Here is a 17,508-nt window from a genome sequence, read left to right as displayed (position 1 = left end):
ATGCTGAAAAAAGGAGTGATCAAATGCTCTTTGAAGGACTGGCAGAAAAGCTTCAGGCAACATTTGACAAACTAAAAGGTAAGGGTAAATTAACCGAGTCTGATGTGAAGGAAGCGATGAGAGAAGTCAAGCTTGCATTGTTAGAAGCTGATGTTAACTTCAAGGTTGTGAAGGACTTTATAAATAAAGTTAAGGAAAGAGCCATTGGAGGCGAAGTTTTAGAAAGTCTAACACCAGGGCAACAAGTGATAAAAATTGTAAATGAAGAAATGACATTGCTAATGGGTAGTAGTGAAAGCAAAGTGACTTTTTCATCAACCTTGCCAACTGTCTATATGATGGTAGGGCTGCAAGGTTCTGGGAAAACTACTTCATGTGGTAAATTAGCTAATATGATGAAGAAACAACAAAAAAAACCATTACTGATTGCCGCAGATATTTACCGACCTGCTGCGATTGAACAGTTGAAAACAGTTGGTGAAAAAATAGATGTTCCAGTGTTTAGTATGGGTAATCAAATAGATCCTGTTAACATTGCGAAGGCAGGCATTGAAGAAGCGAAAAAAAATGGTAATGATTTGGTGATTATTGATACTGCCGGAAGGCTACATATTGATAATGTATTGATGGAAGAGTTGCAAAATATTAAAAATGAAGTGAAACCTCAAGAAGTATTATTGGTTGTGGATTCGATGACAGGACAGGATGCCGTCAATGTTGCAGAGTCGTTTAGTAATCAAGTAGGGATTGATGGGGTGATTCTTACAAAGCTAGATGGCGATACACGAGGGGGGGCTGCTTTATCTGTTCGTGCCGTTACGAATAAACCGATTAAATTTGTTGGTATGGGTGAGAAGATTGAAGAATTTGAAACGTTTCATCCAGACAGGATGGCTTCAAGAATCCTAGGAATGGGTGATGTGCTAACTCTGATCGAAAAAGCCCAGACTACCATGGATATGAAAAAAGCTCAAGAGCTTGAAAAGAAAATGCGAACACAACAGTTTTCTTTTGATGATTTTCTGGATCAGTTGCAGCAAATGAAGAATATGGGTTCGATGAAAGAAATACTTGAGATGATTCCCGGTGTTGGTGGAAAGCAGCTAAAGAATTTGGATGTAGATGAAAAAGAACTGGTTTATATAGAAGCGATCATTCAGTCGATGACAAAAGGTGAAAGATCAAATCCTAGCATTATCAATGGAAGTCGCAGGAAAAGAATTGCTTTTGGTAGCGGGACGAGTATTCAACAGGTAAACAAACTCTTAAAACAGTTTGAGCAAACACGAAAAATGATGAAACAGTTTACAGATATGGAAAAAGGAGCTAAGAAAGGAAACAGATTCAAGCTTCCTTTTTGATGGCTATATAAAAATAAAGAATAAATATTTGTTGGACATTTACTTTTAGGGGGAGGTGAAAATCAATGGCCGTAAAGATTAGAATGAAACGCATGGGTGCAAACAAAAAACCATTCTACCGAATCGTAGTTGCGGATAGTCGCGCGCCTCGTGATGGAAGGTTTATAGAAGAAATTGGTTACTACAATCCGGTTTCCGAACCAAAGCAAATTAAAATTGATCAAGAAAAAGCTCAAAAATGGATGAAAAATGGTGCAAAACCAACAGAAACTGTACGAGTTCTGTTTAAGAAAAATGGGATTCTTGAATAGTTTTGAGTACTAAGGAGGATGGAGCCATGGGCCAGTTAGTTGAGTTGATCGCAAAATCACTTGTAGACCATCCTGAACAGGTTCGAGTTAAGGAGACTGAAAATAACCAGTCTATTATCGTTGAGTTGCGTGTAGCGCCGGATGATATGGGCAAAGTAATAGGAAAACAAGGACGTATTGCAAAAGCAATACGTACAGTAGTGAAGGCTGCTTCAACTGGTGAAAACAGAAAAGTAATTGTAGAAATAATGTGATCTGCCAGCAATGAATATTTGTGGAGGTAAACTTAATGGAATTCCTTAAAGTAGGAGTTGTAACCAACGCTCATGGTATTAATGGAGGCATGAAGGTGAAATGCTTAGCAGATGAGTTAGAACGGTTCCTTGAACTTGAATGGCTTTATGTTGGTGAGACTCACATGCGATATGATATTGAAAATGTGAAAATCAGATCTAAAGATCTTTTGCTATACCTCTCAGACATAGAAACGATGAATAAAGCCTTGGAACTAAAAGGTTCTTACCTGTACACAGATAAATCACAAAGACATAAACTTGAAGAAGACCAGTTTTACATTGCTGACTTAATTGGTATGAAAGTGTTTGATGTCAATCATTGCCTAGTAGGTCATGTTGAAAAAATAAACTCCTCAGGTGCTCAAGATATTCTAGTTGTAAAATCACAAGAAAATAAAGAATATCTGATTCCGAATGTAAAGGCTTTTGTGAAAAAGATATCTGTAGAAGAGGGTTTTATGATCATTGAGCCAATTGAAGGACTGATTACATGATCATAAAAGTATTAACACTCTTTCCGGAAGTTTTAGAACCTTACTTTAAGGGCAGTATGATAGGGAGAGCTCAATCAAAAAACGCCGTTAAAATTGAAACGATGAACATAAGAGATTTTTCTTTGGATAAACATAACAGTGTTGATGATTATCCGTTTGGTGGAGGTGGTGGAATGATTATGACACCACAGCCAATAGTAAGCGCTCATCAAGCTGCTGTGAAAAAGTGTAATACTGATAAGGAGATCAGGACAATATACTGCACTCCTAAAGGTAAAACCTTGAACCAGTGCATTGCCAAGGAATTGTCAGAAGAAAAGCATATCATTATTCTTTGTGGACATTATGAAGGCGTTGACCAAAGAGCTATAGATACAGTAACTACCGATGAAATTTCGATTGGTGACTATGTGCTTACTGGTGGAGAATTACCTGCAGCTGTAATAGTAGACAGCGTTGTTCGTTTACTGCCGGATGTACTAGATTCTAAAAAAAGGTATGAAGAAGAATCTTTTTTTAATGGTATGTTAGAATATCCTCAATATACTCGCCCGCGAGAATATCTAGGTCAAAAAGTGCCTAATGTATTGTTATCAGGAGATCATTCGAAGATTAACAAATGGCGTCACTTTCAATCGCTGAAAGAAACGTGGTTGAAAAGACCGGATCTATTGAATGGAATAAACATGACGGAAGAAGAAAAACAGTTTATTAAAAAGCTTAGAGAAAACCCTAATGAAGAAACTGATTGCTAATATTCGCGATACAGGACATAACAACGGTGAAATTAATACAGGCGCTTTTCTTGCAAATCTGCAAATGAACGTCTTAAAATGGAAGGAGGAAGAAAAAATGGAACTAATTAGAAGCTTAGAAGCTGATCAGTTAAAAAACAACGTTGAATCTTTTAATACCGGAGATACTGTTAAAGTTCATGTAAAAGTAAAAGAAGGTACAAGAGAAAGAATCCAGGTGTTTGAAGGTATAGTAATTAAAAGGCAAGGTGGAGGAATAAGAGAAACTTTTACTGTAAGGCGCATTGCGTCAGGAGTTGGTGTTGAAAGAGCATTCCCTGTACATTCGCCCAAAATAGAAAAGATTCAAGTTATTAAACGTGGTAAAGTAAGAAGAGCTAAGCTGCACTATATTCGTCAACGGATTGGTAAAGCTGCATTTAAAATCAAAGATAAGAAATAGCTTTAAGGGACTGGCATTCAGTCCCTTTCTAACTGTGTAAGATATTTTTTTATGGAAGTGATGATAATGAAAATAAATTGGTACCCAGGACATATGAAAAAAACAAAAGAGTTATTACAAGATCAATTGGGACTCGTGGATATAGTAATAGAGATTTTAGATGCTAGAATACCTTGCAGTAGTCAGAACCCACAGATTCTAAAAATTATCAGCAATAAAAAAAGTTTAATCATTCTAAATAAATCTGATTTAGCAGATGAATCTATTACAGTTGAATGGCTGAATAGTTTTCGAAAACAAAACAAAACAGCTATAGCTGTTAATTCTATAGATAAAAAAACAGCTTCTAAAGTAATGTTGCAACTTCAACATCTATATCAGGAAAAAGCAGAGCAGTTAAAAAAAAGAGGGCGAAATCCAAGGCCAGTAAGAGTGATGATTGTAGGGGTTCCTAATGTTGGGAAATCAACACTTATCAATTTGCTTGCTGGAAAAAAAAGAGCTCAGACAGGCGATAAACCGGGGATAACAAAAGGTAAGCAATGGATTAAAATCCACTCGACAATAGAACTGCTAGATACGCCGGGTATACTTTGGCCTAAATTTGAAGATGAGTTAGTTGGAATTCGTCTTGCCCAGACGGGGGCAATTAAAGATGAAATTCTTGATATAGAAGAATTAGGATTAAAACTTTTAGAAGATCTACTCTTATTATATCCTCAATCTATACAAAAAAGATATGGAAATTTCGCAAGCAAAGAACCCATTGATGTGATGAAAGAAATTGCCTTAAATAGAGGATGTGTTCTAAGGGGCTTTGAAATAGATTTTCTTAGAGTTTCGAACATTTTGCTAGATGAGTTTAGAGGTGGTAAACTAGGTCGAATGACACTGGAAAAACCGAGTGAATAGGGAGAGACGATGGAATCTTATTCGATTGAAAATAAATTGTGGGAAAAAAACTATAAAAATATAGCGTGTATTGATGAAGTTGGCCGTGGATGTTTGTATGGTGATGTGGTTGCAGCTGCTGTTATCTTGCCTCCATATACTTACATTGAAGGAGTAAAAGATTCGAAGAAAATATCAGAAAACAAACGTAGATTTTTCTATGATATTATATATAAAAAAGCAATAGCTATAGGGATTGGGAGGATTTCTTCACGAGTAATCGATGATATTAATATAAAACAAGCTACAAAAAGGGCGATGATATTAGCTGTTGAAAACTTAGAAAATTCCCGCGGGCAAAAAATAACTCCAGATTATTTACTTATTGATGCAGAAACTCTGCATACAGCATATCCGCAAGAAAGTTTTGTGCGCGGAGAGGATCTTGTCCACGGGATTGCAGCTGCATCAATCGTAGCAAAAGTGCATCGAGATACTTTGTGTAAAGAGTGGAGTTTGAAAGATGGTAGATATGCTTTAGATAAAAATAAAGGATATGGGACTAAAGAGCATCGTGAAGCTATTCTAAAGTATGGTCCAACAGACAATCATCGATTTAGTTTTTTGAAAAAGATTTTGAAATGAGTGAGAAGGATTGACGAGACAGTCCATTGGGAAACAAGGAGAAGCAAAAGCAAAGAGTTATTTGCTAGAAAAAGGCTACTCTATATTAAATGAAAACTTTAGAACAAAATTAGGGGAAATAGATATTGTTATCGCTGATAAGGATAGCATTGTTTTTGTTGAGGTAAAAAGCAGAAGAACAGGAAAATATGGATTGCCAAGGGAGGCAATAACATCCTATAAGCAGTCGAAAATACGCAAAGTGGCACTTTTGTACATAAAAAAATACAAACTTGAAAAAAGGAAAGTTCGGTTTGATGTCGTTGAAATTTTTTTAGATGAAACTTTAGGCGATGAATTTTGGAAAGTGAACCACATCATCAATGCTTTTTAACAACTAGGAAAGGATTGATTTCTATGCTTTCGAAAGTTGTGACAGCTAGTATTGTAGGAATGCAGGCAAATAAGGTGGAAGTGGAAGTGGATGTTGTCAATGGCCTTCCGGCTGTTAACATTGTTGGTTTACCTGATATGGCTGTAAAAGAATCTAGAGATAGGGTTCGTGCGGCTATAGATAATAGCAGTATGGAGTTTCCGATGCAAAGAGTCACTGTGAATCTTTCTCCGGCAGATAGTCGTAAAGAAGGGACGCATTTTGATCTACCGATTGCTATAGCAACTCTATTGTCTACGAAGCAGGTGAAAGATAAATTACTTGATGATATGGTTGTTATAGGCGAATTGTCACTGGATGGGTCGATTATGAGTGTTAACGGTGTGCTTCCTATGATATTAGAGTTGAAGTCTCAGGGATATAAAAAAATGATTCTTCCAATGGATAATTACAAGGAAGCCATGCTTGTGGAAGGTTTACAGTTTTACTTTGCGACGAATCTAAATGATTTGGTTGAGAGATTGAATAGTGACATTGACTTAGTAACTAGTGATGGTGTATTAAATGATGAAAATCAAACTTTAATTACTGAGGACTTCGATGAGGTGAGTGGTCAAGAAAACTTAAAACGCGCAATGGAAATAGTAGCGGTAGGCAGTCATAATCTTTTAATAGTAGGACCACCGGGGTCTGGAAAAACGATGTTAACAAGATGTCTGCCAGGTATTTTGCCTGCATTAAGCTTTGAGGAGTCGATGGAGGTAGCTTCGATTTATAGCACAGCTGGCTTATTGAAACACAGTACGAACGCTCTGGAATCCAGACCCTTCAGAGCGCCTCACCACACCTCTTCGGCGGCTGCATTAACAGGTGGAGGAAGGATTCCGAGGCCAGGAGAAATTTCTTTAAGTCATCACGGGGTTTTGTTTTTGGATGAACTTCCTGAGTTTGATAAAAGATCACTGGAAATTTTGAGACAACCTATGGAAGAAGGCTTTGTAACGATATCGAGATCAGCAGGAACCTTTACTTTTCCTGCTAACTTTATGATGATTGGAGCAATGAACCCTTGTCCTTGTGGTTATTATGGTTTTGAAGAAAAAGGTAGAGCATGTACATGTGCGCCTTATCAGATCCAAAGGTATGTGCAGCGCATATCAGGACCGTTGATAGACAGAGTGGATTTGTTCTGTGAAGCTAGAAGACTGGAGTATGAAGATTTGACATCGACGAGACGAATGGAATCATCGTCATCTATTCGAAAAAGAATTGCTAAAGCCAGAGATTTTCAATTCGATCGTTATGGAAACTCAGGCATCAAAAATGCTAATTTGAATACAACGCAAATTAAGAAATACTGTGTTCTTGAAGCGAATGCAGAAAAATTAATGGCTTGTGCATATGACAGACTAAAACTTAGTGCACGTGCGTACAGCCGATTAATGAAGGTGTCCAGATCTATAGCAGATATGGAACTATCTGAAAAAATAGAAGAGAAACATTTAGCTGAAGCTTTGCAATTTAGAACAACTTCACTTTTTCAAAGGAGTTGATGAGTTGGTAATTACTAAAGAAAAATTGACTATTATTAGTTTGAGTTTAGAAGGGATTTCTAACTATAAAGACTTTATAATAATTGAACAATATGCAGGGAGTTATGATGAATTCTGGAATCTGTCACCGACGTGTATTGACCATCTTTTTCCAAAAGCTGCAGAAAAACGAGCTAAAATAAAGAAAGTTTTATTAAATCCGGAAGAGTATAGAAAACGAATTGCTAACTTGCGTTCACAATGTCAAATTATCACCATATTTGATGATGGTTATCCAGCATTATTGAAAAATATCTACGACCCTCCCTTTGTATTATATGTTAGGGGGAACTTGCGTTCAGATATTCCTCTGATAGCGATGGTTGGTGCTAGGAAAGCGTCTTCTTATGGGAAATGGGCAGCTAGAGAGTTTTCTCAACGATTGGTTGAAAATGGAATAGGAGTAATAAGTGGATTAGCTTACGGAATCGATGCTTTAAGTCATGAGGGGGCACTAGAGGGAGGTGGGTATACAATAGGTATCTTGGGTTGTGGAATAGACTATATATATCCGGCTTCAAATAGTAAAATTTACGAACGTGTTATACGTACAGGAGCTATTATTTCTGAATATCCACCAGGTTTTAGTCCTCAAAAACATTACTTCCCAGCTCGTAACAGAATTATAAGTGGAATTTCAAATGGAGTCTTTATAATAGAAGCTGGAGAAAAAAGCGGGTCTCTTATTACAGCTGATTTTGCTATGGAACAAGGGAAAGAGGTATACGCTTTACCAGGCCATATTACTCACGCTCTTAGTTCTGGAACTAACCAACTTATTCAAGATGGGGCTAAAATGGTTTTAAAGCCTGAGGATATTATTGATGAACTTGAATCGAAGCAACTCTTGAAAAAGAATACAGGCTCCAGACCAAGCAATTTCTCTAATTTAAGCAAAAAAGAAAATCAGTTAATTGATTTAATAGCTAAAAAAGAAACGTCTATAGATGAATTGGTATATTTAATGGATTTACCTGTTTGGGAAATTAATAGTATGATAACTGTGCTGGAATTAAAAGGTATGGTGACTACTGTTGGAGGGCGAATATTTACATCTATTCGTTAAGCTGATATAATCAAGCTTGAAATTTTATTTATGGGAAAATGAGGTGTTAGTTTGGCTAAAACTCTGGTGATTGTAGAGTCACCTGCAAAAGCAAAAACAATCAAAAAGTTTTTAGGAAGCCATTATACAGTGAAAGCTTCTGTTGGACATATTATAGATCTTCCTAAAAGTAAAATGGGAGTAGATATTGATAATGATTTTGAACCAAGATATATTACGATACGTGGTAAAGGACCTATTTTAAATGAAATAAAAAAAGAAGCGAAGAAATCAAAGAAAGTATTACTAGCAACAGATATTGATCGTGAAGGTGAAGCGATTTCTTGGCATTTGGCTAATGCACTGAATATTGATGACCAAAACTCATGTAGAATTGTTTTTAATGAAATCACAAAAAGTGCAATAAAAAATGCGGTGAAAAACCCGCAAAGAATTGATTTGAACTTAGTAAATGCGCAGCAAGCCAGAAGAGTGTTAGATAGATTAGTAGGGTACAATTTGAGTCCTTTACTATGGAAAAAACTTCGAAAAGGCCTTAGTGCTGGACGTGTACAGTCAGTAGCAACTAAGATGATCAAAGATCGTGAGGAAGAAATTAAAAAGTTTATTCCTGAAGAATATTGGAGCCTCGAGTTAGAAGTAGAAGATATAAAGCAAAATAATATGACGGTTCAGTTTTATAAAGATGACAAAGGTGAAAAAGAGTTGAAGTCGAAAGAAAGAGTTCAACAGATAATTGACTATATAGATGGAAAAAATCTTAAAGTTTCAGATGTTACAAAAGGAGAAAAGAAGCGAAATCCATATGATCCGTTTACGACCAGTACTTTGCAACAGGAAGCATCTAATCGTATAGGATTTGCAACTCGCAAAACAATGGCGATAGCACAACAATTATATGAAGGAATCGACCTTGAGAAAGAAGGAACAGTAGGACTGATCACTTACTTGCGTACAGATTCTAAACGTATTGGGGAAGAAGCTAATCAACATGCAATTGATTTTATTAAAGATGAGTATGGGATAGAATATGTGAATAATCAAAAGGCGACTATTCGAAAGAAAAAAGAAGTATCTATTCAAGATGCGCATGAAGCCATCCGTCCAACAGATGTGATGCGGACTCCTATATCGATAAAAAACAATCTCAGCAATGATCAGTATAAATTATACAAGCTTATTTGGGAACGATTTGTTGCTAGTAGAATGGCTCCTGCTGTTTTTGATACTATCAATGCGACGTTAAATTGTGATGGGTATTTGTTTAAGGCAAATGGCTCCGCTATGAAATTCGAAGGCTTTTTTAAAGCTTATTCTTACGCTACTCGTTCAAAAGACCAAGTGCTTCCAGCATTAGTGAAAGATCAAACTTTTCACGTTATTAATTCCAATCCAAAACAACACTTTACTCAACCGCCAGCTAGATATACAGAAGCTTCTTTAGTGAAAACGATGGAAGATTTAGGAATCGGAAGACCGAGCACCTATTCTCCGACGATTAGCACCATTCTTTCGAGAGGTTATGTTGTTAAAGATGGAAAAAACTTAAAGCCAACAGAACTAGGAGTTCTTGTGACAACGCTACTAGAAGACTATTTTAGTAAGATTCTTGATATACACTTTACGGCAGAGTTGGAAAAAAGGCTTGATTCTATAGAAGACGGTCAGGAAGAATGGAAAGAAATAATTCGGGAGTTTTACACACCTTTTCATGAAATGATTGAACACGCTGACCAGCATGTGGAAGAGGTGGATTTTGTTGAAGAAAGCGATGAACTGTGTGATGCTTGTGGTGAGCAAATGCTTATTAAGTACGGAAGATACGGTAAGTTTTTAGCTTGCTCTAAATATCCTGAATGTACGAACACGAAACCATTTATAAAAAAAATAGGATTATCTTGTCCGAAATGTAATGCTGGAGAAGTGGTTGAAAGAAAATCGAAAAAAGGAAGACTTTTTTATGGATGCAACCAATTTCCGGAGTGTCGATTTGTTTCATGGAGTAAACCGGTTGAAGAAAGATGTCCAAATTGTTCGGAATATATGACCATAAAAAGGCTTAAAAAAGGCGATCAACTAGTTTGTTCAAACAAAGAATGTGGTTATAAGAGGAAGCTAAAAGCAGAAGAACAGGAAAAATATGATTGAATTTTTTGAATTATTATGTTACGCTTTCTATAGTAAATAAGAGAGTTAACTAAATATAAACCAATTAAATTGAGGAGGTATTTTAATGTCATTAGCTTTATTGCAAAAAACAAGAAGAATTAATCAGATATTACAAAAATCAAGTGAGAATGCTGTGTCATTTAATGAACTGTGCAGAACGTTGAGTGATATACTGGATGCTAATGTATATGTAGCAAGTGCGAAAGGGAAAGTATTGGGTGTCAGCTTAACAGATACTTCGGATTGTCCTATTGTCTTAGATGAAAAGTCGGGTGAAAAAAGATTTCCTGATGAATACAATGATCAATTGTTACAAGTTGTGGAAACTCAATCAAACATTACAAAAGATGCTTTGCTTAGGCTTTTTAAGTATGATGTAGAAAGTTACAATAAATTAGTAACGGTGGTTCCTATAAATGGAAGTGGAAAACGCTTAGGGACGATGGTGTTGGCTAGGCATAGTCAAGAGTTTTCGGATGAAGATTTAGTGATGGTTGAGTATAGCGCTACGGTAGTAGGCATGGAGATATTGAGGGCTAAATCGGAAGAAATTGAAGAAGAAGCACGTCGTAAAGCGGTGGTTAAAATGGCTATTGATACCTTGTCGTATTCGGAGCTTGAAGCTGTAGAGCATATTTTCAATGAACTTAACGGAATGGAAGGGCTACTTGTTGCAAGTAAGATAGCTGATCGTGTTGGGATTACAAGGTCGGTTATTGTAAATGCATTGAGAAAATTTGAAAGTGCAGGTGTGATAGAATCAAGATCCTTGGGAATGAAAGGAACACATATAAGAATTCTGAACTCAAACCTTTTAGAGGAACTACAAAAATTAAAGCGTTAGGACAGCATGAGGATAAATGCAAAAAGAAGTCATATATGTGACTTCTTTTTAATATACGATATTACCCTTAACAAAAGTGTTTTTGAGGTATACTATTTACTGACGGTGGTAGATCTGCAATAACTATAAAATTTTGCTATACATTGTTTTGGAAGGTTCGAAACCAACACTAGTGCTGTAAACTAGCATTAAAGATGAGTTGGCATAAAGACTATCGTACTTGTTCAGCGCCTGCATGTCGCCATGCAAGACTTTAGTCCCAAACTGTTTTCGTATCAATATTTAAGGAGTCAGATAGTTTATTATGTGATAAAATGTAGAAGTGTTTAATTTGAGTAATACATACGTCTATCAGACTATAGAATATTGTGAAAAAATCATATTACTGAAAGGTGCTTGATTGGTATGAACAACACATATAGAAACGTTGATTTATTGTCGAGGGCTATGGATGCCTCGTGGGCAAGAAATGAATCGATTTCCAATAATATTGCTAACGTTAACACACCTGGATTTAAAAAAACATCTGTAGAGTTTGAAAGCATCATGAAAGATGTGATAAATAACAACACAATACCGGTAAAATTAACACATCAAAAACATATTCCTATAGGGAATTTAGCTCCGGAATCTGTAACACATAAAAAAAACCAAAGAACAAATTTTAGTACACGACGTGATGGTAATAATGTTGATATCGATGTTGAAATGGCAGAACGTGCTAAAAATGAGCTGTGGTATCAAACGCTTTCAACTCGAATTAATGGAGAGTTCCATAAGCTAAGGACTGTTATTTCTGAAGGGAGTAGATAAGAATGGGAGTATTCAATTCAATTAATATTAGTGGAACAGGAATGACAGCTGAACGATTTAGGATGGATGTAATATCAAAAAATATTGCGAATGCGAACACAACTAGAACTGCAAATGGGATGCCCTATAGAAGGCAAGTGGTTACCTTTCAAGAAAAATCTGCCCATCCATTCTCGCATCACTTGAAAAACACGATGAGTAAAGGTGAAAACTTACGGTCGCAGGGTGTAGAAGTAACGGGTGTTCATAATGACCCGTCACCATATAAACATGTATATGACCCGGGACATCCTGATGCCAATAAAGACGGATATGTTATGATGCCCAATGTAGATACTGTTACAGAAATGGCAAATATGATATCAGCTTCACGAGCTTATGAAGCGAATATTACAGCTATGAACACCACTGTCAATATGGCGATGCGGGCACTTGAAATTGGACGCTAGGAGGTATTTGTATGCAAATAAATAATCATTACACTTCGGTAAGTGAAGGGTTAGGTCTGTTTAGAAGTGAAAAGAGCGAAAAAAATAGCTTTAAGGATGCATTAAGTCATGCTGTTAGCAATGTGAATCAGTTGCAATTAGATTCTAATCAATATACAGAAAAACTTGCAACTGGAGAAATAGAAAATGTCCACGAGGTCATGGTTGCATCACAGAAGGCTGACATTGCAATGCAAATGATGACAGCGGTACGAGGTAAAATGGTAGATGCTTATCAAGAGATTATGAGAATGCAAATATAACAGCACTAATGAAGCTGAGGTGAACCTAAGCAAATGTCAGAAGCACTAGATAAAATAAGGTCACAGCTAAACGAATACTTCGAAAAGTTTGACCGAAAAGACAAAATTAAAATAATTGTAGTAGCCATTATGGTTTTAGGAGTTCTAACTGGAGTAATTCTCTATTTCTCTCGTGCCGACTATACAGTTTTGTATAATGACTTGGATCCACAACAAGCTGGAGAAGTTATGGATACTCTTGAAGCAAATGGCATTCGAGCGAGGCATGGTGCTACAAGTAGTATTGTAGAGGTTCCGGTAAATGACGAAAAGCGAGCACAAGTTGTAGTTGCTACTGAGGGTCTTCCTACGGCTAGATTTTCTTTCGAGGATGCGTTTACAGGTGGCTCCTTCATGATGACCAGTGAAGAAAGAACCCAAAGAATGCAACTAGCACAACAGAATTTTTTAGCTTCTACTATTGAGGAGATTCAGGGAGTTAGAAAAGCTGTTGTTAATATTGCGATACCAGAAAGATCTGGATTTGTGTTGGTGGATGATCAAACCCAGGCGAAAGCATCTGTTTATTTGGATTTACATAGAAGCGCTCAACTAGAACCGGAAAGTGTGAACGGCATTGCTGTTTTAGTTGCTAACGCCGTTGATGGATTAGAATCGAATCATGTTACAATACATGGTCCTGATGGTCGGGTCTTAAATCAAGACCAAGATTCTGACGACACTACTATGGATGTTGGAAATCAGTTGTCATTACAACGGAAAGTTCAACAAGACTTAGAAAATAGCATAACCGATTTTCTTTCTACGGTTTATGGTTATGGTAATGTAGTGGTCATGGCTAATGTTAAACTCGATTTTGATAGTGAAGTGACAGAGATTACTGAGTTTTCTCCTCCCATAGAAGACGAAACTGATGGTATAGCAAGGAGTTTGCAAGAGCTTGATATACGTTCTGAGTCTATTGGTGCCGGCGAAGTTCCTGGCACGGACCCGAATACGGAAGATATCGTACAATATGTTGAGCAGGATGGATATACTTCGACATATGAAGAAGCGAGTAGAACGATAAATTATGAGATAAATGAACTTCGTCAACAAATAGTTAGAGCGCAAGGCCAGGTGCAAGATATAACGGTAGCTGTGTATCTGAATAGCAACGCTCTACCGGATGAAGATCTGACGGATGATGAGCGCACAGAACTTATGGACATCATATCTGCAGCAGCTGGATTGGATACGCGAGTAGTTCAGGTTGGAGTGCAGCAATTTGATACACCGTTAGTACCGGATTTTGATATGGATCCAGAAAGTATTATTCCATGGTGGGTCTGGGTTATTATTGCTTTACTAGTGACAGCTATCGCTTATATTGCTTATAGAAGATTTGTTCGTAAAGATGAAGAAGATGAAGAAACAGATGAAGAATTAGCGCCTGCTATATCATCCCAAGAAGAGTTGGATCTTGAAATGGCAGGATCAGAAGTGAAACAATCTATCGAAAAACTGGTTAACAAGAATCCGGAAGCTATTGCTAATTTGTTACGCAACTGGCTATCTGAAGATTAGAGGTGTATGGTATGAGCAAACGCGGATCAAAAGATGAATTGACTGGTAAAGAGAAAGCTGCAACACTTTTGATCAGTTTGGGTCCTGAATATTCTTCTAAAATTTTTCAGCATTTGAATGATGAAGAAATTGAAGAATTAACCTTGGAAATTGCAAATATGAAGAAGGTACCCCCTGATGTGAAAGAAAAAATACTCGAAGAATTTCATCAAATATGCGTTGCACAAGAGTATATTTCTGAGGGTGGTATTAATTATGCAAAAGACGTACTGGAAAAAGCGCTTGGATCACAAAGGGCAATGGATATTATTAATAAGCTTACAGCGTCTTTGCAAGTAAAGCCCTTTGATTTTGCGCGAAAAGCAGATCCTAGCCATTTATTTAATTTTATTCAAAATGAACACCCTCAAACAATCGCATTGATTCTTGCATATTTGCCTTCTGATCAATCTTCACAAATTATCGCTTCTTTGGAACAGGAAAAACAAACTGAAGTTGCACATCGAATAGCAACAATGGATAGAACTTCACCTGAAGTCATTAAAGAAGTTGAAATTGTTCTGGAAAAAAACCTTTCTTCACTTGTGAGTCAGGATTATACAAGTGCTGGTGGTATACAGTCTATTGTTGATATATTAAATGCTGTAGATCGTGGAACAGAAAAAAATATAATGGACACCTTGGAAGTTCAGGATGCAGAACTTGCAGAGGAGATCAGGAAACGCATGTTTGTATTTGAGGACATTATCAATCTTGATAGTGCATCGATTCAAAGGTTTATCAGAGAAATTGATAACAATGATATGGCTGTAGCACTTAAAGGTGCAACAGAAGAGCTGGCTAATGTATTCTTTGGCAATATGTCGAAGCGGATGGCCGAGATGATCAAAGAAGATATGGAATTTATGGGCCCGATAAGACTGCGGGATGTTGAGGAGGCTCAGCAAAAAATTGTTAATGTCATCAGAAAACTTGAAGAAACAGGCGAATTGATTATCGCTAGAGGTGGAGGCGATGACATCATTGTTTAAGATATATAAATCAAATCAGGTGAATGTTGGAGAAGGTCGTCAGATTGAATTTAAAAGCAAGGTCTCTGAGAAGCCTACAGAAACAAGAAGTAATGACTGTGAAATGACCGATAATATTAATGAGAAGATCAGTCATGATGAACATCAGCATGAAATAATGCTCGAAGAAATAGAACAAAAAAAAGATGAAATTCTTGATAATGCCGAAAAAGAAGCAGAAAAAATAGTTCTTACGGCAAAAGAAGAAAGCAAAAACATTACAGAAAAAGCAAAAGAGGAAGGCTATGAACAAGGTTATCAAGATGGTCTTGAGAAAGGTCAGCAACAAGGATACAAAGAAATGACTCAGCTTATTGATGAAGCAGCAGAAATGAAACGCAATATTTACTCTGAGAAAGAAGTTAAAGCAAAAGAACTCGAAAAGGACATTCTTCAGATTGTTGTTAAAACAGTCAGGCGCATTATACAAGCAGAACTTCAAGAAAACCAAGAGCTAATATTTAATTTAATAGAAGAAGGACTTAAAGAATGTAATTATACAGACAATCTGATTGTTCATGTCAGCGAAATGGACTATGATTTAGTTTATGCTTACAAAAACCGGATTTACCTTATGACTGATGGGATTAGAGATATTAACATAAAAAGTGATCCTTCTATGGGTTTAGGGAGTGTCATTATAGAAACTGCTTCTGGGCAAGTTGATGCAAGTGTTGAAACGCAAATCAAAAAAATAGAAAACTATTTTTTTGATTTGCTTCAGAGTGAGGGATAGAATGAAAGAAATAAATTTAGAAAAATATACTGCATCACTAGATAAAGTTGATTTAATTAAGTATTATGGTAAAGTATCTCAGGTGATTGGACTGACGATAGAATCGAATGGTCCTTCTGTAAAAATAGGCGAAATATGCAAGGTGGATACCTTTAGAAAAAAAAGCACGTTAATGACTGAAGTTGTAGGATTTAAAGAAAAAAAGGTTTTATTAATGCCTTTGGGAGACATGGAAGGTATTGGTCCTGGAAGTAGGGTAGAAGCTACTGGCTCAATGTTAGAAGTAAAGGTAGGGAATCATCTTCTCGGAAGAGTACTTGACGGTTTAGGGAATCCGCTTGATGGAAAAGGACCTTTGCAAACCTCGAAATCATATCCGGTAATGAGTCAACCCCTTAACCCTCTAGAAAGAACGAGGATTGCAGATCCCTTGCCACTAGGTGTTAGAGCTATTGATTCTATGCTAACCTGTGGTAAAGGGCAGAGAATTGGCATTTTTGCTGGAAGTGGCGTGGGGAAAAGCACACTTTTGGGAATGATTGCGCGTAATACTCAAGCAGATGTGAATGTTATTGCATTGATTGGCGAACGTGGACGTGAAGTGAAAGAGTTTATCGAAAATGATCTCCAGGAAGAAGGGCTTAAAAGATCTGTCGTGATTGTTGCTACTTCCGATCAGCCTCCATTAATCAGGATGAAAGGAGCATTATTAGCTAGTGCAGTTGCGGAGTTTTTTCGAGATCAGAACTTCAATGTTATGTTAATGATGGATTCTATAACTAGATTTTCGATGGCTCAGCGCGAAATAGGACTGGCAATTGGTGAACCACCAGTGACCAAAGGTTACACTCCTTCAGTATTTGCTGTCTTGCCTAAGCTGTTAGAGCGATCTGGAACCTCTTCAAAAGGTTCGATCACTGGACTATATACTGTGTTAGTAGATGGAGATGACATGAATGAACCTATAGCAGATGCTGTTAGAGGAATACTTGATGGACATATTGTGTTATCAAGAAAACTTGCCAATAAAACTCACTTTCCGGCAATTGATATATTAGCAAGCCTAAGTCGTGTAATGCCAAATATCGTTTCAAAAGAACAGATGAAATCAGCAAATGATATCAAAGAAGTACTTTCAGTTTACAAAGACGCTGAAGACTTGATAAGTATTGGTGCTTATGCTCGAGGTTCAAATAAGAAAATTGATTTTGCAATAGATAGGATGGAAAAAATTAACAGCTTTTTACAACAAGATGTTAATGAAAAAAGCAACTATGAAGATACGATACTGATGCTTAGCGAATTGCTAAATATATAATAGGGGCTGATAAAA

The 17,508-nt window shown here is 36.7% G+C and carries 20 protein-coding genes; all 20 read left to right on the top strand.

Translation table 11 applies throughout. The features are described 5' to 3' along the window. The first annotated feature begins 23 nt into the window (after positions 1-23). A complete protein-coding gene (ffh, locus tag BLV55_RS08880; RefSeq protein ID WP_093313511.1) occupies positions 24-1,361 on the top strand; it encodes a signal recognition particle protein in 1,338 nt (445 codons plus the stop codon). A gap of 65 nt (positions 1,362-1,426) precedes the next feature. Continuing rightward, positions 1,427-1,672, top strand: a complete 246-nt coding sequence (gene rpsP, locus BLV55_RS08875; protein WP_093313509.1) for a 30S ribosomal protein S16 — start codon at positions 1,427-1,429, stop codon at positions 1,670-1,672. Between the two features lie 26 nt (positions 1,673-1,698). Beyond that, a complete protein-coding gene (locus BLV55_RS08870; RefSeq protein ID WP_093313507.1) occupies positions 1,699-1,926 on the top strand; it encodes a KH domain-containing protein in 228 nt (75 codons plus the stop codon). Positions 1,927-1,961: 35 nt separating this feature from the next. Continuing rightward, positions 1,962-2,462, top strand: a complete 501-nt coding sequence (gene rimM, locus BLV55_RS08865; protein WP_093313505.1) for a ribosome maturation factor RimM — start codon at positions 1,962-1,964, stop codon at positions 2,460-2,462. Next, positions 2,459-3,217, top strand: coding sequence for a tRNA (guanosine(37)-N1)-methyltransferase TrmD (trmD, locus tag BLV55_RS08860; protein WP_093313503.1), 759 nt, complete (start codon positions 2,459-2,461; stop codon positions 3,215-3,217). Before rimM ends, trmD begins: the two co-directional genes overlap by 4 nt. Before the next feature lie 97 nt (positions 3,218-3,314). Then, entirely contained in the window at positions 3,315-3,659 is a 345-nt protein-coding gene (rplS, locus tag BLV55_RS08855; protein ID WP_093313633.1) for a 50S ribosomal protein L19, read from the top strand. A 66-nt stretch (positions 3,660-3,725) separates the two neighbouring features. Next, the gene (ylqF, locus tag BLV55_RS08850) at positions 3,726-4,571 is read left to right on the top strand and encodes a ribosome biogenesis GTPase YlqF (RefSeq protein WP_093313501.1); all 846 of its coding nucleotides are present in this window, start codon (positions 3,726-3,728) and stop codon (positions 4,569-4,571) included. 9 nt (positions 4,572-4,580) lie between these two features. Beyond that, on the top strand, positions 4,581-5,195 hold the full coding sequence (locus tag BLV55_RS08845; protein ID WP_093313499.1) for a ribonuclease HII: 615 nt from the start codon (positions 4,581-4,583) through the stop codon (positions 5,193-5,195). A gap of 10 nt (positions 5,196-5,205) precedes the next feature. Continuing rightward, the gene (locus BLV55_RS08840; RefSeq protein WP_093313497.1) at positions 5,206-5,568 is read left to right on the top strand and encodes a YraN family protein; all 363 of its coding nucleotides are present in this window, start codon (positions 5,206-5,208) and stop codon (positions 5,566-5,568) included. 23 nt (positions 5,569-5,591) lie between these two features. Then, a complete protein-coding gene (locus tag BLV55_RS08835) occupies positions 5,592-7,121 on the top strand; it encodes a YifB family Mg chelatase-like AAA ATPase (RefSeq protein ID WP_093313495.1) in 1,530 nt (509 codons plus the stop codon). A 4-nt stretch (positions 7,122-7,125) separates the two neighbouring features. After that, positions 7,126-8,226: a DNA-processing protein DprA gene (gene dprA / locus BLV55_RS08830; RefSeq protein ID WP_176968340.1), complete on the top strand. Its 1,101-nt coding sequence runs from the start codon at positions 7,126-7,128 to the stop codon at positions 8,224-8,226. Between the two features lie 51 nt (positions 8,227-8,277). Next, complete coding sequence (gene topA / locus BLV55_RS08825; protein ID WP_093313491.1) at positions 8,278-10,374, top strand: type I DNA topoisomerase; 2,097 nt, start codon at positions 8,278-8,280, stop codon at positions 10,372-10,374. Between the two features lie 85 nt (positions 10,375-10,459). Further along, a complete protein-coding gene (gene codY / locus BLV55_RS08820; RefSeq protein WP_093313489.1) occupies positions 10,460-11,239 on the top strand; it encodes a GTP-sensing pleiotropic transcriptional regulator CodY in 780 nt (259 codons plus the stop codon). Between the two features lie 405 nt (positions 11,240-11,644). After that, a complete protein-coding gene (gene flgB, locus BLV55_RS08815) occupies positions 11,645-12,052 on the top strand; it encodes a flagellar basal body rod protein FlgB (RefSeq protein ID WP_093313487.1) in 408 nt (135 codons plus the stop codon). Between the two features lie 2 nt (positions 12,053-12,054). Beyond that, complete coding sequence (gene flgC / locus BLV55_RS08810; RefSeq protein ID WP_093313485.1) at positions 12,055-12,501, top strand: flagellar basal body rod protein FlgC; 447 nt, start codon at positions 12,055-12,057, stop codon at positions 12,499-12,501. 11 nt (positions 12,502-12,512) lie between these two features. After that, positions 12,513-12,803, top strand: coding sequence for a flagellar hook-basal body complex protein FliE (fliE, locus tag BLV55_RS08805; RefSeq protein WP_093313483.1), 291 nt, complete (start codon positions 12,513-12,515; stop codon positions 12,801-12,803). 33 nt (positions 12,804-12,836) lie between these two features. Continuing rightward, positions 12,837-14,369: a flagellar basal-body MS-ring/collar protein FliF gene (gene fliF, locus BLV55_RS08800; protein ID WP_093313481.1), complete on the top strand. Its 1,533-nt coding sequence runs from the start codon at positions 12,837-12,839 to the stop codon at positions 14,367-14,369. Between the two features lie 11 nt (positions 14,370-14,380). Next, positions 14,381-15,400, top strand: coding sequence for a flagellar motor switch protein FliG (gene fliG / locus BLV55_RS08795; RefSeq protein ID WP_093313479.1), 1,020 nt, complete (start codon positions 14,381-14,383; stop codon positions 15,398-15,400). Between the two features lie 103 nt (positions 15,401-15,503). Next, positions 15,504-16,175 carry a FliH/SctL family protein gene (locus tag BLV55_RS08790; protein WP_207646058.1) on the top strand — a complete coding sequence of 224 codons (672 nt, stop codon included), beginning with the start codon at positions 15,504-15,506 and terminating at the stop codon, positions 16,173-16,175. Position 16,176: 1 nt separating this feature from the next. Next, positions 16,177-17,493, top strand: coding sequence for a flagellar protein export ATPase FliI (gene fliI, locus BLV55_RS08785; protein WP_093313475.1), 1,317 nt, complete (start codon positions 16,177-16,179; stop codon positions 17,491-17,493). Positions 17,494-17,508: the final 15 nt, after the last annotated feature.

Origin of the sequence: Tindallia californiensis (genome assembly GCF_900107405.1) — a bacterium.
Lineage (GTDB): Bacteria > Bacillota > Clostridia > Peptostreptococcales > Tindalliaceae > Tindallia > Tindallia californiensis.
This window is presented reverse-complemented; position numbering and strand designations above follow the sequence as displayed.

What these genes read in the sequence shown, in the direction of transcription:
- ylqF (WP_093313501.1), top strand. Translation starts at nt 3,726, where the DNA reads ATGAAAATAAATTGGTACCCAGGACATATGAAAAAAACAAAAGAGTTA.
- BLV55_RS08790 (WP_207646058.1), top strand. Translation starts at nt 15,504, where the DNA reads ATGACCGATAATATTAATGAGAAGATCAGTCATGATGAACATCAGCAT.
- rimM (WP_093313505.1), top strand. Translation starts at nt 1,962, where the DNA reads ATGGAATTCCTTAAAGTAGGAGTTGTAACCAACGCTCATGGTATTAAT.
- fliG (WP_093313479.1), top strand. Translation starts at nt 14,381, where the DNA reads ATGAGCAAACGCGGATCAAAAGATGAATTGACTGGTAAAGAGAAAGCT.
- fliF (WP_093313481.1), top strand. Translation starts at nt 12,837, where the DNA reads ATGTCAGAAGCACTAGATAAAATAAGGTCACAGCTAAACGAATACTTC.
- rpsP (WP_093313509.1), top strand. Translation starts at nt 1,427, where the DNA reads ATGGCCGTAAAGATTAGAATGAAACGCATGGGTGCAAACAAAAAACCA.
- flgC (WP_093313485.1), top strand. Translation starts at nt 12,055, where the DNA reads ATGGGAGTATTCAATTCAATTAATATTAGTGGAACAGGAATGACAGCT.
- BLV55_RS08845 (WP_093313499.1), top strand. Translation starts at nt 4,581, where the DNA reads ATGGAATCTTATTCGATTGAAAATAAATTGTGGGAAAAAAACTATAAA.
- codY (WP_093313489.1), top strand. Translation starts at nt 10,460, where the DNA reads ATGTCATTAGCTTTATTGCAAAAAACAAGAAGAATTAATCAGATATTA.
- rplS (WP_093313633.1), top strand. Translation starts at nt 3,315, where the DNA reads ATGGAACTAATTAGAAGCTTAGAAGCTGATCAGTTAAAAAACAACGTT.
- fliE (WP_093313483.1), top strand. Translation starts at nt 12,513, where the DNA reads ATGCAAATAAATAATCATTACACTTCGGTAAGTGAAGGGTTAGGTCTG.
- BLV55_RS08835 (WP_093313495.1), top strand. Translation starts at nt 5,592, where the DNA reads ATGCTTTCGAAAGTTGTGACAGCTAGTATTGTAGGAATGCAGGCAAAT.
- trmD (WP_093313503.1), top strand. Translation starts at nt 2,459, where the DNA reads ATGATCATAAAAGTATTAACACTCTTTCCGGAAGTTTTAGAACCTTAC.
- fliI (WP_093313475.1), top strand. Translation starts at nt 16,177, where the DNA reads ATGAAAGAAATAAATTTAGAAAAATATACTGCATCACTAGATAAAGTT.
- ffh (WP_093313511.1), top strand. Translation starts at nt 24, where the DNA reads ATGCTCTTTGAAGGACTGGCAGAAAAGCTTCAGGCAACATTTGACAAA.
- flgB (WP_093313487.1), top strand. Translation starts at nt 11,645, where the DNA reads ATGAACAACACATATAGAAACGTTGATTTATTGTCGAGGGCTATGGAT.
- BLV55_RS08870 (WP_093313507.1), top strand. Translation starts at nt 1,699, where the DNA reads ATGGGCCAGTTAGTTGAGTTGATCGCAAAATCACTTGTAGACCATCCT.